We start from the raw sequence: 19,004 nt of genomic DNA, 5'->3' as shown, positions 1-19,004 counted from the left end.
CTTTCCGTCGTCACGCAGGTTTAATCGGCAATAAAAAGACGCTCCGATAATCCCGGGGTCATGCCGGACGGCTCAGTTCAATCTTTATCGGCGCCGCGCCAGGTATTCCCCGTCAGGGGTGCGCGGATACTGTCCGCCCGTCGTCCATTGCCATATCGTTCCTTTTCGGCATTTGCGGTTCGTGGTTGCTTTACGCATGCCCGAGCGCCGCATGGGTATCGCAGACCAGCCTTATTGGCCGAGGTTTTTTTGCAAGCGTTTTTCTGGTTCGAGCCGCAGTCCGCGGCTGCTTTCGCACAGACGTGTGTCAGTGTCGTGCAGGCCTGTGCCGCGCGGCAGAGCCGCGCGTGTCCGGCGCCGGATGCGCATGGACGCCTGCGCGCGCATGTGGCGCGGGCGAGGGCGCGTTCTTCGGATATGTCGCCCAGCCAGGTTGCGTCGTCGAGCCGGGCTTCGTCGTTTTCATCGACAAAACAAAAAAGGCTTGGCGGATTCGCCAAGCCTGATCTGTTTGCTGTTTGGTTGCGGGGGCAGGATTTGAACCTACGACCTTCGGGTTATGAGCCCGACGAGCTGCCAGACTGCTCCACCCCGCGTCTGGAGAAAGAGATATTACTTCAGTTTTTCAGCCTTGGCAAGCCAGGGCCTTACTTACCACGATGAATTGAACATATCGATGAACGATAGCGAGGCAACACTGGTGATAGAAACGGCACTGCTGTGCGCGCCGCAGCCCATGCCGCGTGCGGAGCTGCGCAGGCTGTTTTCCGAGGACGACGGCGTGGACAACGCCCGCCTGGATGGCTTGCTCGAAGCGCTGCAGGATGCGTGGAAGGATCGCGGACTGGAACTCACATCGCTGGCTGGCGGCTGGCGTTTCCAGAGTCGTCCTGCCATGCAGCGCTACCTGGAACGCCTCAGTCCGGAAAAACCGCCCAAGTATTCGCGTGCAGTGCTTGAAACACTGGCCATCGTGGCCTGGCGGCAGCCGGTTACGCGCGGGGATATCGAAGACATACGTGGCGTGACCGTCTCCTCGCAGATCGTGAAGGCACTGGAAGACCGGGGCTGGATCGAAGTCATCGGTCATCGGGACGCCCCCGGACGTCCTGCACTGTTCGGCACCACACGCCAGTTCCTGGACGACCTGGGCCTGCGGGCGTTGGACGAGTTGCCGCCGCTCGAAGCTGGCGGCGCCATGGCAGCGCTCGAGGGGCTGGATCTTACCGGCGCCAATGCCGGCGGGGGCGACGGCGAGGGGCAGGACGACTCCGCCAAGGCTGCGAGCGGCGCGGCGACCACCGACCTTCCCGGCACGAGTCATGCGGAACCGGCGGAAACCGATCCGGACGCGCTTCAGGGAGAGCCGGCGGACGCCGATCTCGCCGGCACGGATCAGGAAGAGCCGGCGGACGCCGATTCCGTCGGCGCTAGCCATGCAGAGCCTGTGGATGCCGACCCCGCCGACGCGGACCATGCGGAACAAGACACAGACATGCCTGGCGCTGAGACGCTCGACGGACGGGACGATGCGTCGGATGCCGTTCATGCGCACGCCGGACAGGAGCAGGGCGGGGCGCCTGAGATCGCGCCGTCCGGTCCGGTTGGCGCCGAAGAACCTGGAATGCCCGATACCGGTTCGCGCGAAAACGGTGTTGAACAGCAATCGGACGATATGCGCCGTGACGTTCCCCGCGAGATCCTCGCGGCCACCGGCCCGACGCCTCATCAGCCGGAGATCCCGGCACCGGATCGGGACACCATCGACACCGGAGGCCATCGTCCGGAGATTCTCCCTCCCGGGCAGCATCCCGAAATTGTTCCGCCCGGCGGGACCCCTGAAATCGATCCCACGGAGCCGGCACCCGAAATCGCGCCGCCCGCGCCGGGAGAGACGCCAGAGGTGCCTCCCGACCCATCCGATAACGACAATGAACAAGACGCGCCTGGCGCGCCGCGTAAAGAGTGAATTCTGGAGTAGTCCCAGTGAGTATCAATAAGAACGTGCAGGACGATGTCATAGATCCGCGTGAAACGGCGGTCGGCGCAGCGTCGCCGCGCGCAGACGGCGCCACGCCGGCGGAGGGCGCGGACGTGAGCCCTGCGCCGCGCGCGCGCACCCGACGCCCGTCGCGCGCCAAGGCCGAAGCGGCCGGCACGGCTGCGGTGGATCCGCAATCCGTGCCTTCCGGCATGGCGGGCGAGGCGCAAGCCGTCGAGGCCAAGCCCGCGCGCAAGCCACGGTCCCCGCGGCCCGCCAAGGCACCTGCCGCCGATGCGCAACGGGAGGCCTCCGTACCTGCCCCAGCCAGCGACGCGCCGGCTGTCTTAGCCGCGCCGCCGTCGGCAGGCGAGGCAACGGTCGAGCAAACAGCGCCTCGTGCGCGCGGGCGCAGGCCTCGCGTGACCGCTGGAAGCGAGCAAGGTTCGCTGCCCCTGGAAGGGCAGGCTGGCCCCGACGTCCAGGCCGGGCAAGTCGAGCCGTCCGCGCCGGCGAAGCGTTCCGCGCGCAAGCGCAAACCGGTGGAGACTGCCGAAAGCGGGTCGACCGGTTCCTTCGGCATGGAAGCGGCGGTCGGCCAGGAGGGCGCGCGCCCGGCTGGCCCGCGAGATACCGCGCCTCGGGATCATCACACTGACGACGCCGGCGCGCAGGCGGATTTTTCCGCCGATGCCGGTGGGCCGGCGCCGTCCGGCGTATCCGGGGCGGATGCGGATGGTGCCACCGCCAATCGTGGACGCGGCCGCAAACTGCGCACGCCTTTCCGTCGCCGTCGCGGCGATGCCGCGACGGGCACCGAGGCGGGCGGGGATGCCGGCGCGCAAGGCTCTCCGATGCAGGGTGCCGGCGCACTCGATCCCGAGGCCATGTCGCCCGGTGGCGAACGGGAAGCGGAACAGGCGCTCGCCTACCTGGAAAAGACCGCCCGCATGGAGCAGCGCCTGAACAAATACCTGAACAGCGAGGCCGTGATGCCCAAGCTGCACAAGGTATTGGCGGATGCGGGCATCGGCTCACGGCGCGAGATGGAAGAGTTGATCGTCGCGGGCCGGGTTTCCGTGAACGGAGAACCGGCCCATATCGGGCAGCGCGTCGCCAGCGGCGACCAGGTTCGCGTCAACGGCAAACCCATCACCCGCGTCAATACGCGCAAGCCTCCGCGAGTGATCCTGTATCACAAGCCCGCGGGCGAAATCGTCAGCCATGACGATCCGGGTGGCCGGGCCAGCGTGTTCGCGCGCCTGCCGAAGCTGCGCACCGGCAAATGGCTGTCGGTTGGTCGTCTCGACCTGAACACCGAAGGGCTGCTGATTTTTACGACCTCGGGCGATATGGCCAACCGCATCATGCACCCGCGGTATGGCACAGAGCGCGAATACGCCGTTCGCGTGCTGGGGGAAATGGATGCCGCGCAGCGCGCGTCGCTGGTCGAAGGCATCGAACTCGAAGACGGCAAGGCGGCTTTCGGCGCGCTGGACTACCTGGGTGGCGAGGGCAGCAACCGCTGGTATCGCGTCACGCTGCAGGAAGGCCGCAACCGGGAGGTTCGTCGCATGTTCGAGGCCGTCGGCGACACGGTCAGCCGGCTCATCCGCACGCGTTTCGGCGACGTGGTCCTGCCGCGCAATTTGCGGCGGGGGCGTTGGGAAGAGCTGGATCCCAATCTCGTTACCGCGCTGATGGTGCAGCTGGGCCTGTTGCGCGACGACGACGACGGCGGGCGCCGGCCCAAGCAGCCGCAGTCGCACGACAGCGCCTTGCCGCCGGGCTTCGGCACGCTGCAGAACAATGGCATGAACGGCGCGCGGATCGGCCGGCGTGGCAAGTTGCAGGGCGGCCGTCCCGGCAAGAGCGCCGGCAGCGGCATGTCGTATCCTTCCGATCCCTTCGGTACCGGCCTGCTGGTCACGGGCGGCTACGCCAACGGCCATCCTTTGGGCAACGATGGCGGCGGCTCGCGCGGCGGCAAGGGGCAGCAGCGCCGCGGCCCCGGTAAGCGGCCCGCGCAGGGGCAGGGCCAAGGTCAAGGGCAGCCGCAAGGCCAAGGACAGGCTTCCGGACAGCACCAGCCCCGTGGCAAATCGGCGCGCAAAGGCAAGCCGGGTGCCGGCGGTGGTGGCAGGCCGGGCGCCGGCGGCTTCAATGCGCAGGGCCAGGGCCAGGGCCAAGGCCAGGGGCAGGGGCCCGCGGGCGCCCCGGGCAAGGGGCCGCAACGCGGTCGTCCCGGCAAGAATTCCGCTCCCGGCAAGAAGCGCGGCAATCCCAACGCCAAAGGCCCGCGCACCGGCGGCGGCAGTGGCGGTCGTGGCGACGATTGGCAGCCGCGCGGCGCCGCCGCCCACGAGTCGCGCCTGGGCGTGATCGGCGGCGTTCGCGGACGGGGCTCGCGATAAGTCGGTATCAGTCCGGCCCTGAATACGTAAACCCGCGACGCATCAGGTAATTTTGCCCGTTATGTGGTAAGATTGCTGGTTTTCGTGGGGCATCCCTGTGGGCGGCGAAAGCTGTGCCGATGCGCGACGGTCGTGCTGCTGATTGCGGCGGATCGTGTCGCGGGGGGTGTGGCAGGGTATGCGGCGGGGGCGTGCGGCAAGTTTGGGCATGTCTTTAGGCATGCCTGGGCGTAGCTGGGCGTACCTTTAAGGGCTTTAAGGGGAATACCTTAAAGGCAAGACCTTTACGGGCATACCCTTTAGGGGCACGTCCAAACTGCGCGGTGTGCGGGACGCCCCTGGCAAGAACCAAATATGGCGCGGACGGCGGTTTCTCCGGCGGGCTTCATGCACGTTGGGGTCTCCCCGGGGCGTGGTGTGGGGCCGGTTGAACGGCTCCGGGCCGCGCCGGTACCACGTGATAACAATGGGCTGGGCTTACAGCCCATTTTTTTCGAGCATATGGCTGATTTATTCGCATTGACCCAGGAAGCGCTGTCCGGCATGGACGTCGAACTCGTCGACGTCGAGCGGGCGGCGCTTGGCCTGTTGCGCGTCACGATCGACCGCCCTGAAGGCGTGCGCATCGAAGATTGCGAACAGGTCTCGCGCCAGTTGTCGCGGGTCTACGAGGTCGAGAATATCGACTACAAGCGATTGGAGGTCGGATCGCCCGGCGTGGATCGCCCGCTGCGCACCGAGGGCGACTTCCATCGTTTCGCGGGACAGCGGGTGGAAGTCAAGCTGCGGCAGGCCGTGGAAAACCGCAAGGTCTTTACCGGCACGCTCGTTGCAGCCGCCGGGCAAGCGGGACAGGACCAGGGGAAAGCGGTTTTCGGCGTGGAATTTGAGGCAAAGAAGGACGATATCCAGGTGGTGAACTTCACGTTCGACGAAGTGGAGCGCGCCAAGCTGGATCCGGTCCTGGATTTCAAAGGCAAAAAGCGATGAGTCGCGAAATTCTTCTGTTGGTCGACGCCTTGGCGCGCGAAAAGAACGTATCGCGCGAAGTGGTGTTCGGAGCGCTGGAAAGCGCGCTGGCTTCGGCCATGAAAAAGCGCTTCAAGGAAGACGCGGACATCCGTGTTTCCATCGATCGCGAAAGCGGTAGCCATGAAGGGTTCCGCCGTTGGCTGGTCGTGCCCGACGAAGCCGGACTGCAGGAACCTGACAAACAGGAAATGTATTCCGACGCCCGCGAGGCCGTGCCCAATATCCAGATCGGCGAATACATCGAAGAGCCTCTGGAGCCCATCGAATTCGGTCGTATCGGCGCGCAGGCGGCCAAGCAGGCCATCCTGCAAAAGATCCGCGACGCCGAGCGCGAACAGGTGCTGAATGACTTCCTCGAGCGCGGGGAAACGATCGTGTCCGGCACCGTCAAGCGCATGGACAAGGGTGACGCGATTATCGAAACGGGCAAGATCGAAGCCCGTTTGCCGCGTTCGGAAATGATCCCCAAGGAAAACCTGCGCGTGGGCGACCGTGTGCGGGCTTTCGTGTTGCGCATCGACCACGCCGCGCGCGGCCAGCAGGTGATCCTGTCGCGCACCTCGCCGGAGTTCATCCGCCAGCTGTTCGAAAACGAGGTTCCGGAAATCGAGCAGGGCCTGCTCGAGATCAAGGCCGCGGCCCGTGATCCCGGCGTGCGCGCCAAGATCGCCGTCATCGCCTACGATAAGCGCATCGATCCCATCGGTACCTGCGTCGGCATGCGCGGTTCGCGCGTCACCGCGGTGCGCAATGAGCTGGGTGGCGAGCAGGTGGACATCGTGCTGTGGTCGGAAGATCCGGCGCAGTTCGTCATCGGCGCCCTGGCGCCCGCCAACGTCGAATCCATCGTCGTCGATGAAGACAAGCATGCCATGGACGTCGTGGTGGACGAGGAAAACCTGCCCAAGGCCATCGGTGCCAAGGGACAGAACGTCCGCCTGGCCTCCGAGCTGACCGGCTGGCAGATCAACATCATGACGCCCGAGGAAAGCCAGAACCGGCAGGAAGTCGAGCGCTCGGCCTTGCGCAACACGTTCATGAGCAAGCTGGATGTGGACGAGGAAGTCGCCGACATCCTGATCGACGAGGGCTTTACGGGGCTGGAGGAAATCGCCTACGTTCCCATGCAGGAACTGCTGGAGATCGAGGCTTTCGACGAAGACACCATCAACGAGCTGCGCACCCGCGCGCGCAATGCACTCCTGACCGAAGCCATCGCCCAGGAAGAGCGCCTCGAAACCGCGCAGGACCTGCTCGAGCTCGAAGGCATGACGCCGGATCTTGCCGCGCGTTTGTCAGAGCGTAAAGTGCACACCCGCGACGACCTTGCCGAACTCTCCACGGACGAGTTGGCGGAAATCTCGGGTCTCGAGGAAAACCAGGCCAGCGAGCTCATCATGCGGGCTCGCGCGCACTGGTTTGACGAGGAAAAATAGTACCTAGGCGGGGAAGCGCCCGAGCGCGTCTTCCCGAACTTGTTTTATTGGATAGCGCTAGTCATATTGTTATATCGCCGTACACAGGAAGAAAGCCTAATGTCGAGCAATACCGTCGCCCAGTTCGCTACCGAGCTGAAAATGCCTGCCAATGTGCTGCTGGACCAGCTGCGCTCGGCCGGCGTTGACCTCAAATCGGTCGACGACGCCGTCACCGACAGCGACAAGGCGAAACTGCTCGACTCGCTGCGCCGTGCGCATGGCGGGGCTGCCGAGGGCAAGAAGATCACGCTGACGCGTCGCCAGACCTCCGAAATCCGCCAGGCGGATGCCACGGGGCGGTCGCGTACGATTCAGGTCGAAGTGCGCAAGAAACGCGTCTTCGTCAAGCGAGATCCGGCCGAACTGGCCGCCGAAGCGGCCGCCGGCCGCGCCCAGGCCGAGTCCACCGAGCCGCCCGAGGCAACGGTCGCGCCGGTCGCGGCAGAGACCGTCCAGCCTCCCGTTGCCGCTACGCCTGCTGCCCCGCCGACGGCAACGGCCGCGCCGGCCGAGGCTCCGCAAGCCGACGCCACGCCCCCGCAGGACGAGGCCGCCCCGGCCGTTGCCGAGCGCGCGCCCGTGCCGCCGGCTGCCGCCGAAGCAACGCCGCCGGCCCCGCAGGCGGCCGAGCCTGTAGTCCAGAAAGCCGCGCAGGAGGCCCCCCCGGAGGCCCATCCGGCGCACGCCGAACCCGAATCTATCCAGCCGGAACCCGAACACGAGGCACCCGTGGCACCCGCCGCCGGCCCCGCCGCCGAGCCGCCGGTCGAAGCTGCCCAGCCAGAGCCCGTGAATACGTCAGATATCAGCGCGGTTTCCGAAAAGCCGGAAACCGGAAGTCCCGTTGCACCGAAGATCCCGACCGCAGCCGTGCCGCCGTCGCCCTCGCAGGACGAGCGTTCGCGCCCCGGCATGCCTGTGCCGCCCAAGCCGGCCGTTTCCAAGGGGCCGCGCGCCGGCGACGCGCGCCGAGGGCCTCCACCGGCGGCCTCGCCGGCCCAGGTCATGAGCACCGCGCAGCGTGACGAAGCGCGCCGGCAGGCCGAGGCCGAGGCCGCGGCACTGCGTGAAATGCTGAACCGTCCGCGCAAGGTACTGCGCGCGCCTGAACCGGAACAGCCGGCGCCGGCCGCCGCCATTTCCGGGACGCTGCACAAGCCGGCCGCCAAGGCGGGCGGTGCGGTCAAGAAGGACGCCAAGCCGGGTGCCGGCGCCGGCACGAAGAAGACGATCAAGACCGCCGAGGTCTCGTCGACGTGGACCGACGACAGTGCCCGCAAAAAGCCAGCCGACAAGCCGGCCGGCGCACCCAGCCGCGATGGCTGGCGCGCGGGCGGCAAGGCGGGCGGCAAGTCCGGCGGCCGGGGTGGCCGCAACCAGCAGTCCGATCGCCGCGGCGTGGTGGAGCAGGCTCCCCAGGAATTCATCGCGCGTGAAGTCCACGTGCCCGAAACCATCACCGTGGCCGATCTCGCCCACAAGATGTCGGTCAAGGCCGCCGAGGTCATCAAGCAATTGATGAAGCTGGGCCAGATGGTCACCATCAACCAGGTGCTGGACCAGGAAACGGCCATGATCGTGGTCGAGGAACTCGGCCACAAGGCCATCGCCGCGAAGCTGGACGATCCGGAGGCCTTCCTGGACGAGACCGCCGCGCCGGAGGGCGAGGATGCCGAGCTGCTGCCGCGCGCGCCGGTCGTGACCGTCATGGGCCACGTCGACCACGGCAAGACCTCGCTGCTGGACTACATCCGCCGCGCCAAGGTCGCCGCCGGCGAAGCCGGCGGTATCACGCAGCACATCGGTGCCTACCACGTCGAAACCGACCGCGGCATGGTTACCTTCCTGGATACCCCGGGCCACGAGGCCTTCACCGCCATGCGGGCGCGCGGCGCCAAGGCGACCGACATCGTCATCCTGGTGGTGGCGGCGGACGACGGCGTGATGCCGCAAACGCGTGAAGCCATCCACCATGCCAAGGCCGCCGGTGTGCCGCTGGTGGTGGCGGTGAACAAGATCGACAAGCCGGACGCCAATCCGGAGCGCGTCAAGCAGGAACTGGTGGCCGAAGAGGTCGTCCCGGAAGAATACGGTGGCGACGTGCCTTTCGTGAGCGTGTCGGCCAAGACCGGCGCGGGCATCGACGACTTGCTGGAAAACGTGTTGCTGCAGGCCGAAATCCTGGAGCTCAAGGCGCCCGTCAACGCGCATGCCAAGGGCCTGGTCATCGAAGCGCGCCTGGACAAGGGCCGCGGTCCGGTGGCGACCATCCTGGTGCAGAGCGGTACGCTCAAGCGTGGCGACGTCGTGCTGGCGGGTGCCAGCTTCGGCCGCGTGCGTGCCATGCTGGACGAGAACGGCAAGCAGGTGCAAAGCGCCGGTCCTTCCATTCCGGTGGAAATCCAGGGCTTGACCGATGTGCCGGCCGCCGGCGACGAACTGATGGTGTTGTCGGAGGAACGCAAGGCGCGTGAAATCGCGCTGTTCCGCCAGGGCAAGTTCCGCGACGTCAAGCTGGCCCGCCAGCAGGCCGCCAAGCTGGAGTCCATGTTCGACAACATGGGCGAAGGCACGCAGACTCTCGCGCTCATCGTCAAGACCGATGTGCAGGGTTCGCAGGAAGCCCTGGTTGCCGCCCTGACCAAGCTGTCCACCGAGGAAGTCCGCGTGCAGGTCGTGCACGCCGCGGTGGGCGGTATTTCGGAAAGCGACGTCAACCTGGCGATCGCATCCAACGCGGTGGTCATCGGCTTCAACGTGCGGGCCGACCAGAGCGTCAAGAAGCTGGCCGAGTCCAACGGCATCGACCTGCGCTACTACAACATCATCTACGACGCCGTGGATGAGGTTAAGGCAGCCATGTCGGGCATGCTGGCACCGGAAAAGCGCGAGGAAATCATCGGGCTGGTGGAAATCCGCGAGATCTACACCGTCTCCCGCGTCGGCAATATCGCCGGTTGCATGGTGCTCGACGGTATCGTCCGCCGCGATGCGCAGGTACGCTTGTTGCGCAACAACGTGGTCACCTGGACCGGCCATCTGGATTCGCTGCGCCGGTTCAAGGACGACGTCCGCGAGGTCAAGGCCGGCTTCGATTGCGGCCTGACGCTGCGCGGCAACAACGACATCCAGGTGGGCGACCAGCTGGAAGTCTTCGAGATCAAGGAAATCGCGCGGACGCTGTAAGCATCCCGCGCTCAGCGCATGAGCCGTCATAAAACCAAAGCGATCCCCGGCCGCAACCTGCGGCTGGCCGACCAGATCCAGAAGGACCTGGCCGGCCTGATCCAGCGCGAAATGGATGTCGCGCGGGCCGGGCTGATCACGCTGTCGGGTGTCGAACTGTCCGCGGACTACGCGCACGCCAAGGTGTATTTCACCGTGCTGGGCGCCGAACCGGGGGTGGCCGAGGGCCTGCTCAACGACAAGGCGGGCTGGCTGCATTCGCAGCTGTACCGCATGCTGCATATCCACACGGTGCCGACGTTGCGTTTCGTGCATGACGAGCAGGTCGCGCGCGGGATAGAGATGTCGCGTCTGATCGATCGTGCCAACCAGCCCGGTTCCTACCGGACGGAACCCGACGAACCGGAAGACCAGTCCTGAGGGGCTGTCGTCACGGCGTTTTTCTCGGATAAGACGATGGCCAAACGACGCGGGCTGATGCTCGACGGTGTCCTGCTGCTGGACAAGCCCGAAGGCTTGTCCAGCAACCATGCCTTGCAGCGCGCGCGGCGTGCGATGGATGCCGCCAAGGCCGGCCATACGGGTACGCTGGACCCGTTCGCCACCGGCCTGCTGGTGTGCTGCATGGGCAAGGGTACCAAGCTGTGCGGCGTGATGCTGGGCGCGGACAAAGGCTATCGCGCCACGCTGCGTTTCGGCGAGGAAACCGATTCCGGCGACCTCACGGGCAATGTCGTGGCACGCGCGCCCGAAGGCTTCGCCGGTGTGGACGAAGCGGCCCTGCGCGACGTGCTGTCACGTTTTCAGGGCACGATTACCCAGGTTCCGCCGATGTATTCCGCATTGAAGCGTGACGGCAAGCCTTTGTACGAGTACGCACGCGCCGGCGTGGAAGTCGAGCGCGAGCCCCGGCAGGTCACCTTGTATCGCGTCGAACTGCTGTCCTGCGACGGCATGACGGCGGTGATCGATGTGTCGTGCAGCAAGGGTACCTATTTGCGCACGCTGGCCCAGGATATCGGTCGCGAACTGGGTTGTTACGCGCATCTCGTGGCCTTGCGGCGCACGCAGGTCGGCCCCTTCGCGCTGGATCGCGCCGTCACGCTGGACGCGTTGCAGGCGATGCCGGACCCCAAGCTGGCATTACTGCCCCTGAATGAATTGCCGGCGGGCCTGGCGCCCGCCTTACCTTAAAGGATCGTTTATGACTCGCGCCCTGCGCAACGTCGCCATCATCGCCCACGTCGACCACGGCAAGACCACGCTGGTCGACCAGCTGCTGCGCCAATCCGGCACCTTCCGCGAAAACCAGGCCGTCACCGAGCGCGTCATGGACTCGAACGACCTGGAAAAGGAACGGGGCATCACCATCCTGGCCAAGAATTGCGCCGTGGAATACGAAGGCACCCACATCAACATCGTCGATACCCCGGGGCACGCGGATTTCGGCGGCGAGGTCGAACGGGTGCTGTCCATGGTGGACGGCGTGCTGCTGCTGGTGGACGCCGTTGAAGGGCCGATGCCCCAGACCATTTTCGTGACGCGCAAGGCGCTGGCGCTGGGCCTCAAGCCCATCGTCGTGGTCAACAAGATCGACCGTCCCGGTGCTCGTCCCGATTTCGTCATCAATGCCACCTTCGAGTTGTTCGACAAGCTGGGCGCGACGGAAGAACAACTGGACTTTCCGGTCATCTACGCCTCGGGCTTGTCGGGGTATGCGGGCATGACCGCCGACGTCCGCGAAGGCGATATGCGTCCGTTGTTCGAAGCGATCCTGCAGCACGTGCCGCAGCGCAATGACGATCCGAACGGCCCGCTGCAACTGCAGATCATTTCGTTGGACTACAGCAGCTATGTCGGCAAGATCGGTGTGGGCCGCGTCAACCGTGGCCGTATCCGCAGCGGCATGGACGTGCAATACCGCTTCGGGCCCGAAGGCGAAAGCGGCAAGGGTCGCATCAACCAGGTGTTGAAGTTCAAGGGCCTGGAACGGGAAGTCGTCAGCGAAGCGGAAGCCGGCGACATCGTGCTGATCAACGGTATCGAAGGCATCGGGATCGGCTGCACCGTCATGGACGCGGCCTCGCCGGCGGAAGAGGCGCTGCCCATGCTGCGCATCGACGAGCCCACGCTGACGATGAACTTCATGGTGAATACTTCGCCGCTGGCCGGCCGCGAAGGCAAGTTCGTCACCAGCCGCCAGCTGCGCGATCGCCTGGACCGCGAACTCAAGTCCAATGTGGCCTTGCGCGTGCGCGATACGGGCGACGACACGGTATTCGAAGTGTCGGGCCGGGGCGAATTGCACCTGACCATTCTGCTGGAAACCATGCGCCGCGAAGGCTACGAGCTGGCGGTGTCGCGTCCGCGCGTGGTGTTCAAGGAAGTCGACGGCGAACGGCACGAACCCTTCGAACTGCTGACGGTGGACGTGGAAGACGCCCACCAGGGCGGTGTGATGGAGGAGCTGGGCCGGCGCAAGGGCGACCTGCTGGACATGCAGCCGGACGGCCGTGGCCGTACCCGCCTGGAATACCGCATTCCGGCCCGTGGCCTGATCGGTTTCCAGAACGAGTTCCTGACCATGACTCGCGGCACCGGGCTGATGAGCCACATTTTCGATGAGTATGCGCCTGCACGCGAAGGCAGCATCGGCGAACGCCGTAACGGTGTGCTGATCAGCCAGGACAACGGCGAAGCCGTTGCCTATGCCCTGTGGAAGTTGCAGGATCGCGGCCGCATGTTCGTCAATCCTGGCGATGCGCTGTACGAAGGCATGATTATCGGTATCCATAGCCGCGACAACGATCTGGTCGTCAACCCCATCAAGGGCAAGCAGCTGACCAACGTCCGCGCGTCGGGTACGGACGAAGCCGTGCGCCTGGTGCCGCCCATCCAGATGTCGCTGGAATACGCGGTGGAGTTTATCGATGACGACGAACTGGTCGAGGTCACGCCCAAGTCGATTCGCCTGCGCAAACGCTACCTGACCGAGAACGAACGCAAGCGGATGTCGCGCGCCAGCGCCTGACGCCGTAGTGGCGGGTCGCCACACATCTCGATCGATTCTTTCGGCCTTTCGTTGACGAATGATGTCAACGAAAGGCCGAATTTTTTGCGGCTGCACATCGCGGCGCCGGAAAGACGGTACGGCGAGGCCAAATCGGGCGTCGGCGCCGCATTTGCTACGGCTGTGACAAGAACCTTGTGAAATCCGAAACCGCCGTGCGGCGGCTAGACGAGATGTTCGGAAACATTCCGCGAGGTCGGCCTGCGTTCTAGCAGGGGCTCGCATTTGGGCGGATCGTCGTATCCGCCGGCAACATCTTGACCGCGCGGATGCGCTCGCAACCTCAAATCGTTTGCCTCGATTTTTGCTGCCGGGAAGACCTGGGCGGACTGCCGGATATCTGTGCCCGGCAACGAAGGAAAAGGAACCCGCCTATATAACAGGCCACTGATGCCGTCGCTCCTAACGTGGAGTCAACTTTTCTTTCTGACTGCGAGAGTATATGGAGACGGAAATGAAGTTCTGCAAACGGGAGTTGGCGGCAATTTCCCTGATCGGTGGTCTATTACCTATGGCCGTATTCGCATCCGAACCGGAAACCGTGTATCCGCAGCGTCCGATCACACTGGTCGTCGGTTTCACGCCGGGGGGAGGATCCGACGGTCTGGCTCGGATTGTGGCCAAGCATCTCGGGGATGAACTGGGCCAAAGGGTAATCATCGATAACCGTCCGGGAGCCGCGAGCAATGTCGCCGCCGAGTTCGTGGCCCGCGCCGTGCCGGACGGCTATACGGTGTATCTCAGTACTCGCTCGAACACGACACACAAGACGATGTATGAACATCTCCGGTTCGACATGAGCAAGGACCTGGTTCCTATCGGGCTCCTCGCCACCGTACCCAACGTCATCGTGACCAGCGCGCAGTCGTCTATCGGGCATGTCCGGGATGTCGTTGCGCTTTCTGAAGCTCATCCCGAATCACTGACTTGCGCTTCATCCGGGGTCGGCTCGACTGGCCATTTGCTATGCGAGCTGTTTCAGCGCGAGACGAAAACAAGCATGCTGCACATCGCGTACAAAGGCAGCGCCCCCGGCTTCGTCGACTTGGCCGGCGGCCGTGTGGATCTGCTGTTTTCCGTCTTGCCGGCGGCGTTGGCACACATTCAGGCCGGCACGGCCCGGCCTATTGCCGTGATGTCGCGGCAAAGGGCAGCAACCATCCCGCAGGTACCTACATTGGATGAGACCGGCTTCCCTGGCCTTAGTGTCGACACGTGGTTTGGCCTGATGGCTCCCGCGGGGACCCCACAGCGCGTGGCCCAGCGATTGAACGAATCCATTAATGCCGTGCTATTGAATCCAGCCTTGCAAGCTGCCTTCATGGCGCAAGGCTATGTTGCACCGCTACAGCCCAATACGGCAGAGACGTTCGGCCAATTGATCGCCGAAGAAACCGAAAGATGGACAGCGATAGCCCGGGAGCGAGGCATCCGACCGGGTTGATACGTTTCGCTGGGCGTATGCCGGGCAATCCGCATTTCTTCCGACGACGAGAGCACATGGATACAAGGGTACAGCACCGCAAAAGACGGTTGGCCGCGTTTGCGGTGCTTGGTGGCTTGCTGCATGCCGGAGCACGGGCGTTCTCTACGGAGCGCCCGTATCCGAAGCGGCCAATTGCTTTGACGGTCGGCTATCCGCCCGGCGGCGGCGCAGACATCCTGGCACGATCGCTGGGCGAATATCTGGCGCGCGAGCTGAAGCAAAAGGTCGTGGTCCACAACAAGCCGGGTGCGGCAAGCAATATCGCGGCGGAAGCCGTGGCGCACGCCAGGCCGGATGGGTACACGCTTTATATCAGTACACGCGCCAATACGATCCACAAGACGATGTATGGAAACTTCGATTTCGATGTCGCGAGCGATTTTGCGCCTGTCGGCGTGCTCGCCAAGGTACCGAATGTCATCGTCACGGCCAGCGGTAGCTCCATCGCAACCATCGGGGACCTTATTGCGTTTGCGAGTGCGCAGCCGGGCCGGCTGACGTACGCATCCACCGGTGTCGGATCGGATACCCATCTGCTGGGTGAACTGTTCCAGCAGCAAACCGGGATCGAGCTCTTGCATGTGCCTTACCGGGGTGGCGCTGCCGCGATGGCAGACGTCATCAGCGGCCGAGTCGATATGCTGATCTTCTCGTTGCCCGGCTCGCTTCCTTACATCAAGGCGGGGGCGGTTCGCGCGATCGCATTGATGTCCGACGCAAGGCTCCCCGCTATCGAGGACACGCCTACCCTGGCGGAAGTGGGCGTTCCTGGCGTCGATCTGGAAACCTGGTTCGGCCTGATGGCGCCTGCGGGGACGCCGCAGCCTGTGATCGCGAAGCTGAATGAGGCGGTCAATACGGTCTTGATGAATCCCGGCCTGCGAGCCACCTTGGCCGGCCGAGGCTATGTCGTACCCCTGAGCGCAAGCCGGTCCGCCACGTCGTAGGGGGCGAGCACCGATGCGTGGCAGAGAGCCCGTGACTGCCATCTTTCGAGCGATCGGTACTTCACCACACAATAACGGAGTCAACGATGAAATTCTGCAAGCGGGAACTTGCCATAATCACCCTTATAGGAACTGGCTTTCCTATGGGTGCTCTCGCTTCCGATACCGAAGTGGCTTATCCCGACCGCGCTATCAATCTGGTCGTCGGGGCGGCGCCGGGCGGTGGGGCGGATGGCCTGGCGCGTCTGCTTGCCAAGCATATGGCGGACAATCTGGGCCAGAAGGTCCTGGTCAGTAATCGCCCGGGCGCGGCCGGCAATGTCGCGGCGGAGTTCGTCGCGCGCGCAGCCCCCGATGGATACACGCTTTTTATCAGCGTCCGTCCCAATACGATACACAAGATCATGTACGAACATCTGAAGTTCGACATACGTAGCGATCTGGTGCCGGTGGGTCTTCTCGCAAGGGTACCCACGGTCTTCGTGGCCGGCAGCAGTGGGCCGGTGGAAGATATCGAGGATGTTGTAGGACTCGCCCAAGCCTACCCTGGTGCGGTGAGCTGCGCTTCAACCGGCGTGGGCTCCACAGCGCATCTTATGTGCGAACTGTTCCAGCAAGAGACCCACACCAGTATCCTGCATGTGGCGTATCGCGGCAGCGCACCGGCATTCACCGACGTTATCGGTGGTCGTGTGGACTTTCTGATCGCCGCGTTGCCGGCTGCCATACCCCATATCCAGGCAGGTAGCGCGCGTCCGATAGCCGTACTGTCAACGCAACGAGCCGCCATATTGCCCGGCGTTCCCACGGTCGAAGAGGCCGGCCTGTCGGGGATAGACCTGGACGCGTGGTTCGGATCGATGGCGCCTGCCGGTACACCGGTGACGGCGATCAAGCGCTTGAACGACTCGATCAATTCGGTATTGTCGAAACCGGAGGTACAAGAGGCCTTCACGTCCCAAGGCTATATCGCGCCTTTACGCCCCAATACTCCCGAGGCGCTGGGGCAGTTGATCGCGGAAGAAACCGAAAGGTGGACGACGATAATCCGGGAAAGGAATATCAAGCCTCGCTGACGCGAGCACAGGGGTGACGCCCGGCAAGCGAGGCCGGGCGTCACGGTCTTAATGATGCACGCGGAAGCGCTGCGTGTCGTCCATGAAGGCCTTCTCGCCGAAGGGGGCTTCATTGGAGCCGAACGGCATTTGGGCGCGCAGCTTCCAGCTGGCGGGAATGTTCCATTCCTTCGCGACGGCCTCGTCGATCACCGGGTTGTAGTGCTGCAGGCTGGCGCCGATGCCGGCGTTGGCCAGGGTAGACCACACCGACAATTGCGCCATGCCCCCGGCCTGTTCCGACCATACCGGGAAGTTGTCGGCGTAAAGCGGGAATTTCTCCTGCAGGCCCTTGACCACGTCCTGGTCTTCGAAGAAGAGGACAGTTCCCGCACCCGCGGCGAAGCTGTTGAGTTTCTTCTCGGTATTGACGAAGGCGTCGGCCGGCACGATCTTGCGCAGCGTGTCCTTGGCGATGTCCCACAGTTTGGTGCTCTGCGCGCCGAACAGGATGACGGCGCGCGAGCTTTGGGAGTTGAAGGAAGAGGGGGTGTGCTTGATGGCTTCCTGGATCAGCGCCGTGACGGCTTCGTGGGATACGGGAAGTTTGTTGCCTAGCGCGTATTGCGTGCGACGGCGCTTCAGCGCGTCGAGAAAAGCGTTATCCATCCGAAAAAAATCCTATGTTGGTGGGCGGAAAAAAGTGCGAACGTGAATGATCCCATCCTTCCGGCCTGGATCGGTTTCATCCATGGCGGAGATATGGTTTTCAGTGTCATGTCAGATTTTGTGTGGGTCGGGGCTCGTGGACCCGATGGAGAGCACGGCTGTTTTTATTCGTCTCTCCCAAGCCCGATGTCGTGACCGTCGCCGCCGTTCAAGCCGCCAGCAGGCCCCGCGTCTCGATGAACCGCACAATGTCGGCCAGTCCCGCGCCTGCTTTCATGTCGCTCATGACGTAAGGACGCGTGCCGCGCATGCGCTTCGTGTCTTCTTCCATGATTGCCAGCGATGCGCCGACCATGGGAGCCAGGTCGGTTTTGTTGATGACAAGCAGATCCGACTTGGTGATGCCCGGTCCGCCTTTGCGCGGGATTTTCTCGCCGCCAGCCACGTCGATGACGTAGATCGTCAGGTCGGACAGTTCCGGACTGAAGGTGGCGGCCAGGTTATCGCCGCCGGACTCGATGAAGACGATGTCCGCGTCGGGAAAGCGTCCCAGCATGCGGTCCACGGCTTCCAGGTTGATGGAGGCATCCTCGCGGATCGCGGTATGCGGGCAGCCCCCGGTTTCGACGCCCATGATCCGTTCCGCCGGAAGGGCGCCGGCCACGGTCAACAGACGCTGATCTTCCTTGGTGTAGATGTCGTTGGTGATGACGACGAGGTCATAGCTGTCCCGCATCGCCTTGCACAGCATTTCAGTCAGCGTGGTCTTGCCGGAGCCGACGGGGCCGCCGATGCCGACACGCAAGGGGGGATTTTTCTTGGTGCGTTGGGTCATGGTCGTGGATGCGGGTTCTTTGGGGAGGGAAGTGATGGAAGCCTGGGTATGCCGGGGTGGGTGAATCCGGATGGTGGCAAGTCGATAGGGATCTGGGGTTGGCCAATGGGGATCTGGCGTGCCAGCGGGTTGTCGGCGTCAGGATCGGAACAGCCGCGAATACTGCGTCTCGTGGCGTGCGGACAGGATCCCCAGCATGGGCGAGAAGGTGGATGCTTCCTCCTCCGGCGTGGCAGCCGCGCGGCGGGCCCCGGCCTGGATCGCGCCGTGCAGACCGAACAGGATGCGCTGTCCCGCGACCTGGCCCAGCGGTACCGCTTTCAGGGCAGCGGCCACCTGGTTTTCGGTCCAGGCGAACAGCCAGGCGGAAAGGCAGTCCTCGAGCGTGGCGCCGGCACGCTGCGCCGCGTAGGCGTAGGCGGTAGGCAGGCTGAGCGGCCGCATCGCGCGCAGCGCGGCGCGGCTTTCGGTATCGCCCCATTCCAGTTCGTCCAGCAGCCGGGACAGGGACCAGCCCATTTGCTCTGTTTCCTGGCGCAGTTCGGTGGATTCCCGCATGGCGAGCAGCCATTCGTTCAAGGCTGCCACCGCGCCGATATCGCCATTGCTCCAATTGCGGAATTGCTGGCCCAGCAAGGCAGCCTCGCCATCGGCGGCGATATCGAGTCCATTCGCGATCCAGTGCCTCGCGTCGTCGGCGTTGCCGATCACTCCTGCCTCGATGGCTGCTTCCAGGCCCTGCGAATAGCTGAAGGCGCCGATGGGCAAGGCCGGCGATGCCAGATGCAGCAGCGCGACCAGTTCAATGCTTGTGCCCATGGCGATGCGGGGAGTCGTTGGCGGGCGGGTGG

At 64.4% G+C, this 19,004-nt stretch carries 14 protein-coding genes and 1 tRNA gene; 11 read left to right on the top strand and 4 right to left on the bottom strand.

Going from position 1 to position 19,004, the window contains the following annotated elements:
- Positions 1–519: 519 nt before the first annotated feature.
- Positions 520–596: transfer RNA gene (locus ACO1P8_RS08320), tRNA-Met, on the bottom strand.
- A gap of 80 nt (positions 597–676) precedes the next feature.
- Here ACO1P8_RS08320 and scpB point away from each other — a divergent pair.
- The 11 genes from scpB to ACO1P8_RS08265 all read left to right on the top strand — a co-directional run bounded on the left by scpB (position 677) and on the right by ACO1P8_RS08265 (position 16,670).
- On the top strand, positions 677–1,969 hold the full coding sequence (scpB, locus tag ACO1P8_RS08315) for an SMC-Scp complex subunit ScpB (RefSeq protein ID WP_486295462.1): 1,293 nt from the start codon (positions 677–679) through the stop codon (positions 1,967–1,969).
- Positions 1,970–2,562: 593 nt separating this feature from the next.
- Positions 2,563–4,395, top strand: a complete 1,833-nt coding sequence (locus tag ACO1P8_RS08310; protein WP_486295461.1) for a pseudouridine synthase — start codon at positions 2,563–2,565, stop codon at positions 4,393–4,395.
- A 501-nt stretch (positions 4,396–4,896) separates the two neighbouring features.
- Positions 4,897–5,385: a ribosome maturation factor RimP gene (rimP, locus tag ACO1P8_RS08305; RefSeq protein ID WP_486295420.1), complete on the top strand. Its 489-nt coding sequence runs from the start codon at positions 4,897–4,899 to the stop codon at positions 5,383–5,385.
- Complete coding sequence (gene nusA, locus ACO1P8_RS08300) at positions 5,382–6,863, top strand: transcription termination factor NusA (protein WP_486295419.1); 1,482 nt, start codon at positions 5,382–5,384, stop codon at positions 6,861–6,863. Before rimP ends, nusA begins: the two co-directional genes overlap by 4 nt.
- 99 nt (positions 6,864–6,962) lie before the next feature.
- Positions 6,963–10,091, top strand: a complete 3,129-nt coding sequence (gene infB / locus ACO1P8_RS08295) for a translation initiation factor IF-2 (RefSeq protein ID WP_486295418.1) — start codon at positions 6,963–6,965, stop codon at positions 10,089–10,091.
- An 18-nt stretch (positions 10,092–10,109) separates the two neighbouring features.
- A complete protein-coding gene (gene rbfA / locus ACO1P8_RS08290; RefSeq protein WP_094842867.1) occupies positions 10,110–10,511 on the top strand; it encodes a 30S ribosome-binding factor RbfA in 402 nt (133 codons plus the stop codon).
- Between the two features lie 36 nt (positions 10,512–10,547).
- Positions 10,548–11,285 carry a tRNA pseudouridine(55) synthase TruB gene (truB, locus tag ACO1P8_RS08285; RefSeq protein ID WP_486295417.1) on the top strand — a complete coding sequence of 246 codons (738 nt, stop codon included), beginning with the start codon at positions 10,548–10,550 and terminating at the stop codon, positions 11,283–11,285.
- A gap of 10 nt (positions 11,286–11,295) precedes the next feature.
- Positions 11,296–13,122, top strand: coding sequence for a translational GTPase TypA (typA, locus tag ACO1P8_RS08280; RefSeq protein ID WP_486295416.1), 1,827 nt, complete (start codon positions 11,296–11,298; stop codon positions 13,120–13,122).
- A gap of 493 nt (positions 13,123–13,615) precedes the next feature.
- The gene (locus tag ACO1P8_RS08275) at positions 13,616–14,605 is read left to right on the top strand and encodes a tripartite tricarboxylate transporter substrate binding protein (protein WP_486295415.1); all 990 of its coding nucleotides are present in this window, start codon (positions 13,616–13,618) and stop codon (positions 14,603–14,605) included.
- Positions 14,606–14,661: 56 nt separating this feature from the next.
- Positions 14,662–15,594: a Bug family tripartite tricarboxylate transporter substrate binding protein gene (locus ACO1P8_RS08270; protein WP_486295414.1), complete on the top strand. Its 933-nt coding sequence runs from the start codon at positions 14,662–14,664 to the stop codon at positions 15,592–15,594.
- 86 nt (positions 15,595–15,680) lie between these two features.
- Entirely contained in the window at positions 15,681–16,670 is a 990-nt protein-coding gene (locus ACO1P8_RS08265; protein WP_486295413.1) for a Bug family tripartite tricarboxylate transporter substrate binding protein, read from the top strand.
- A gap of 48 nt (positions 16,671–16,718) precedes the next feature.
- Here ACO1P8_RS08265 and ACO1P8_RS08260 read toward each other — a convergent pair whose 3' ends face one another.
- From ACO1P8_RS08260 to ACO1P8_RS08250, 3 genes are all read right to left on the bottom strand, one after another.
- Entirely contained in the window at positions 16,719–17,318 is a 600-nt protein-coding gene (locus tag ACO1P8_RS08260; protein WP_486295412.1) for a nitroreductase family protein, read from the bottom strand.
- A gap of 208 nt (positions 17,319–17,526) precedes the next feature.
- Entirely contained in the window at positions 17,527–18,153 is a 627-nt protein-coding gene (ureG, locus tag ACO1P8_RS08255; RefSeq protein WP_094842859.1) for an urease accessory protein UreG, read from the bottom strand.
- Positions 18,154–18,291: 138 nt separating this feature from the next.
- The gene (locus ACO1P8_RS08250; protein ID WP_486295460.1) at positions 18,292–18,972 is read right to left on the bottom strand and encodes an urease accessory protein UreF; all 681 of its coding nucleotides are present in this window, start codon (positions 18,970–18,972) and stop codon (positions 18,292–18,294) included.
- Positions 18,973–19,004 lie beyond the last annotated feature (32 nt).

It is taken from the genome of Bordetella sp., from assembly GCF_057362025.1.
The sequence above is the reverse complement of the archived record's forward strand: the minus strand, read 5'-3'. Positions and strand labels throughout refer to the sequence as shown.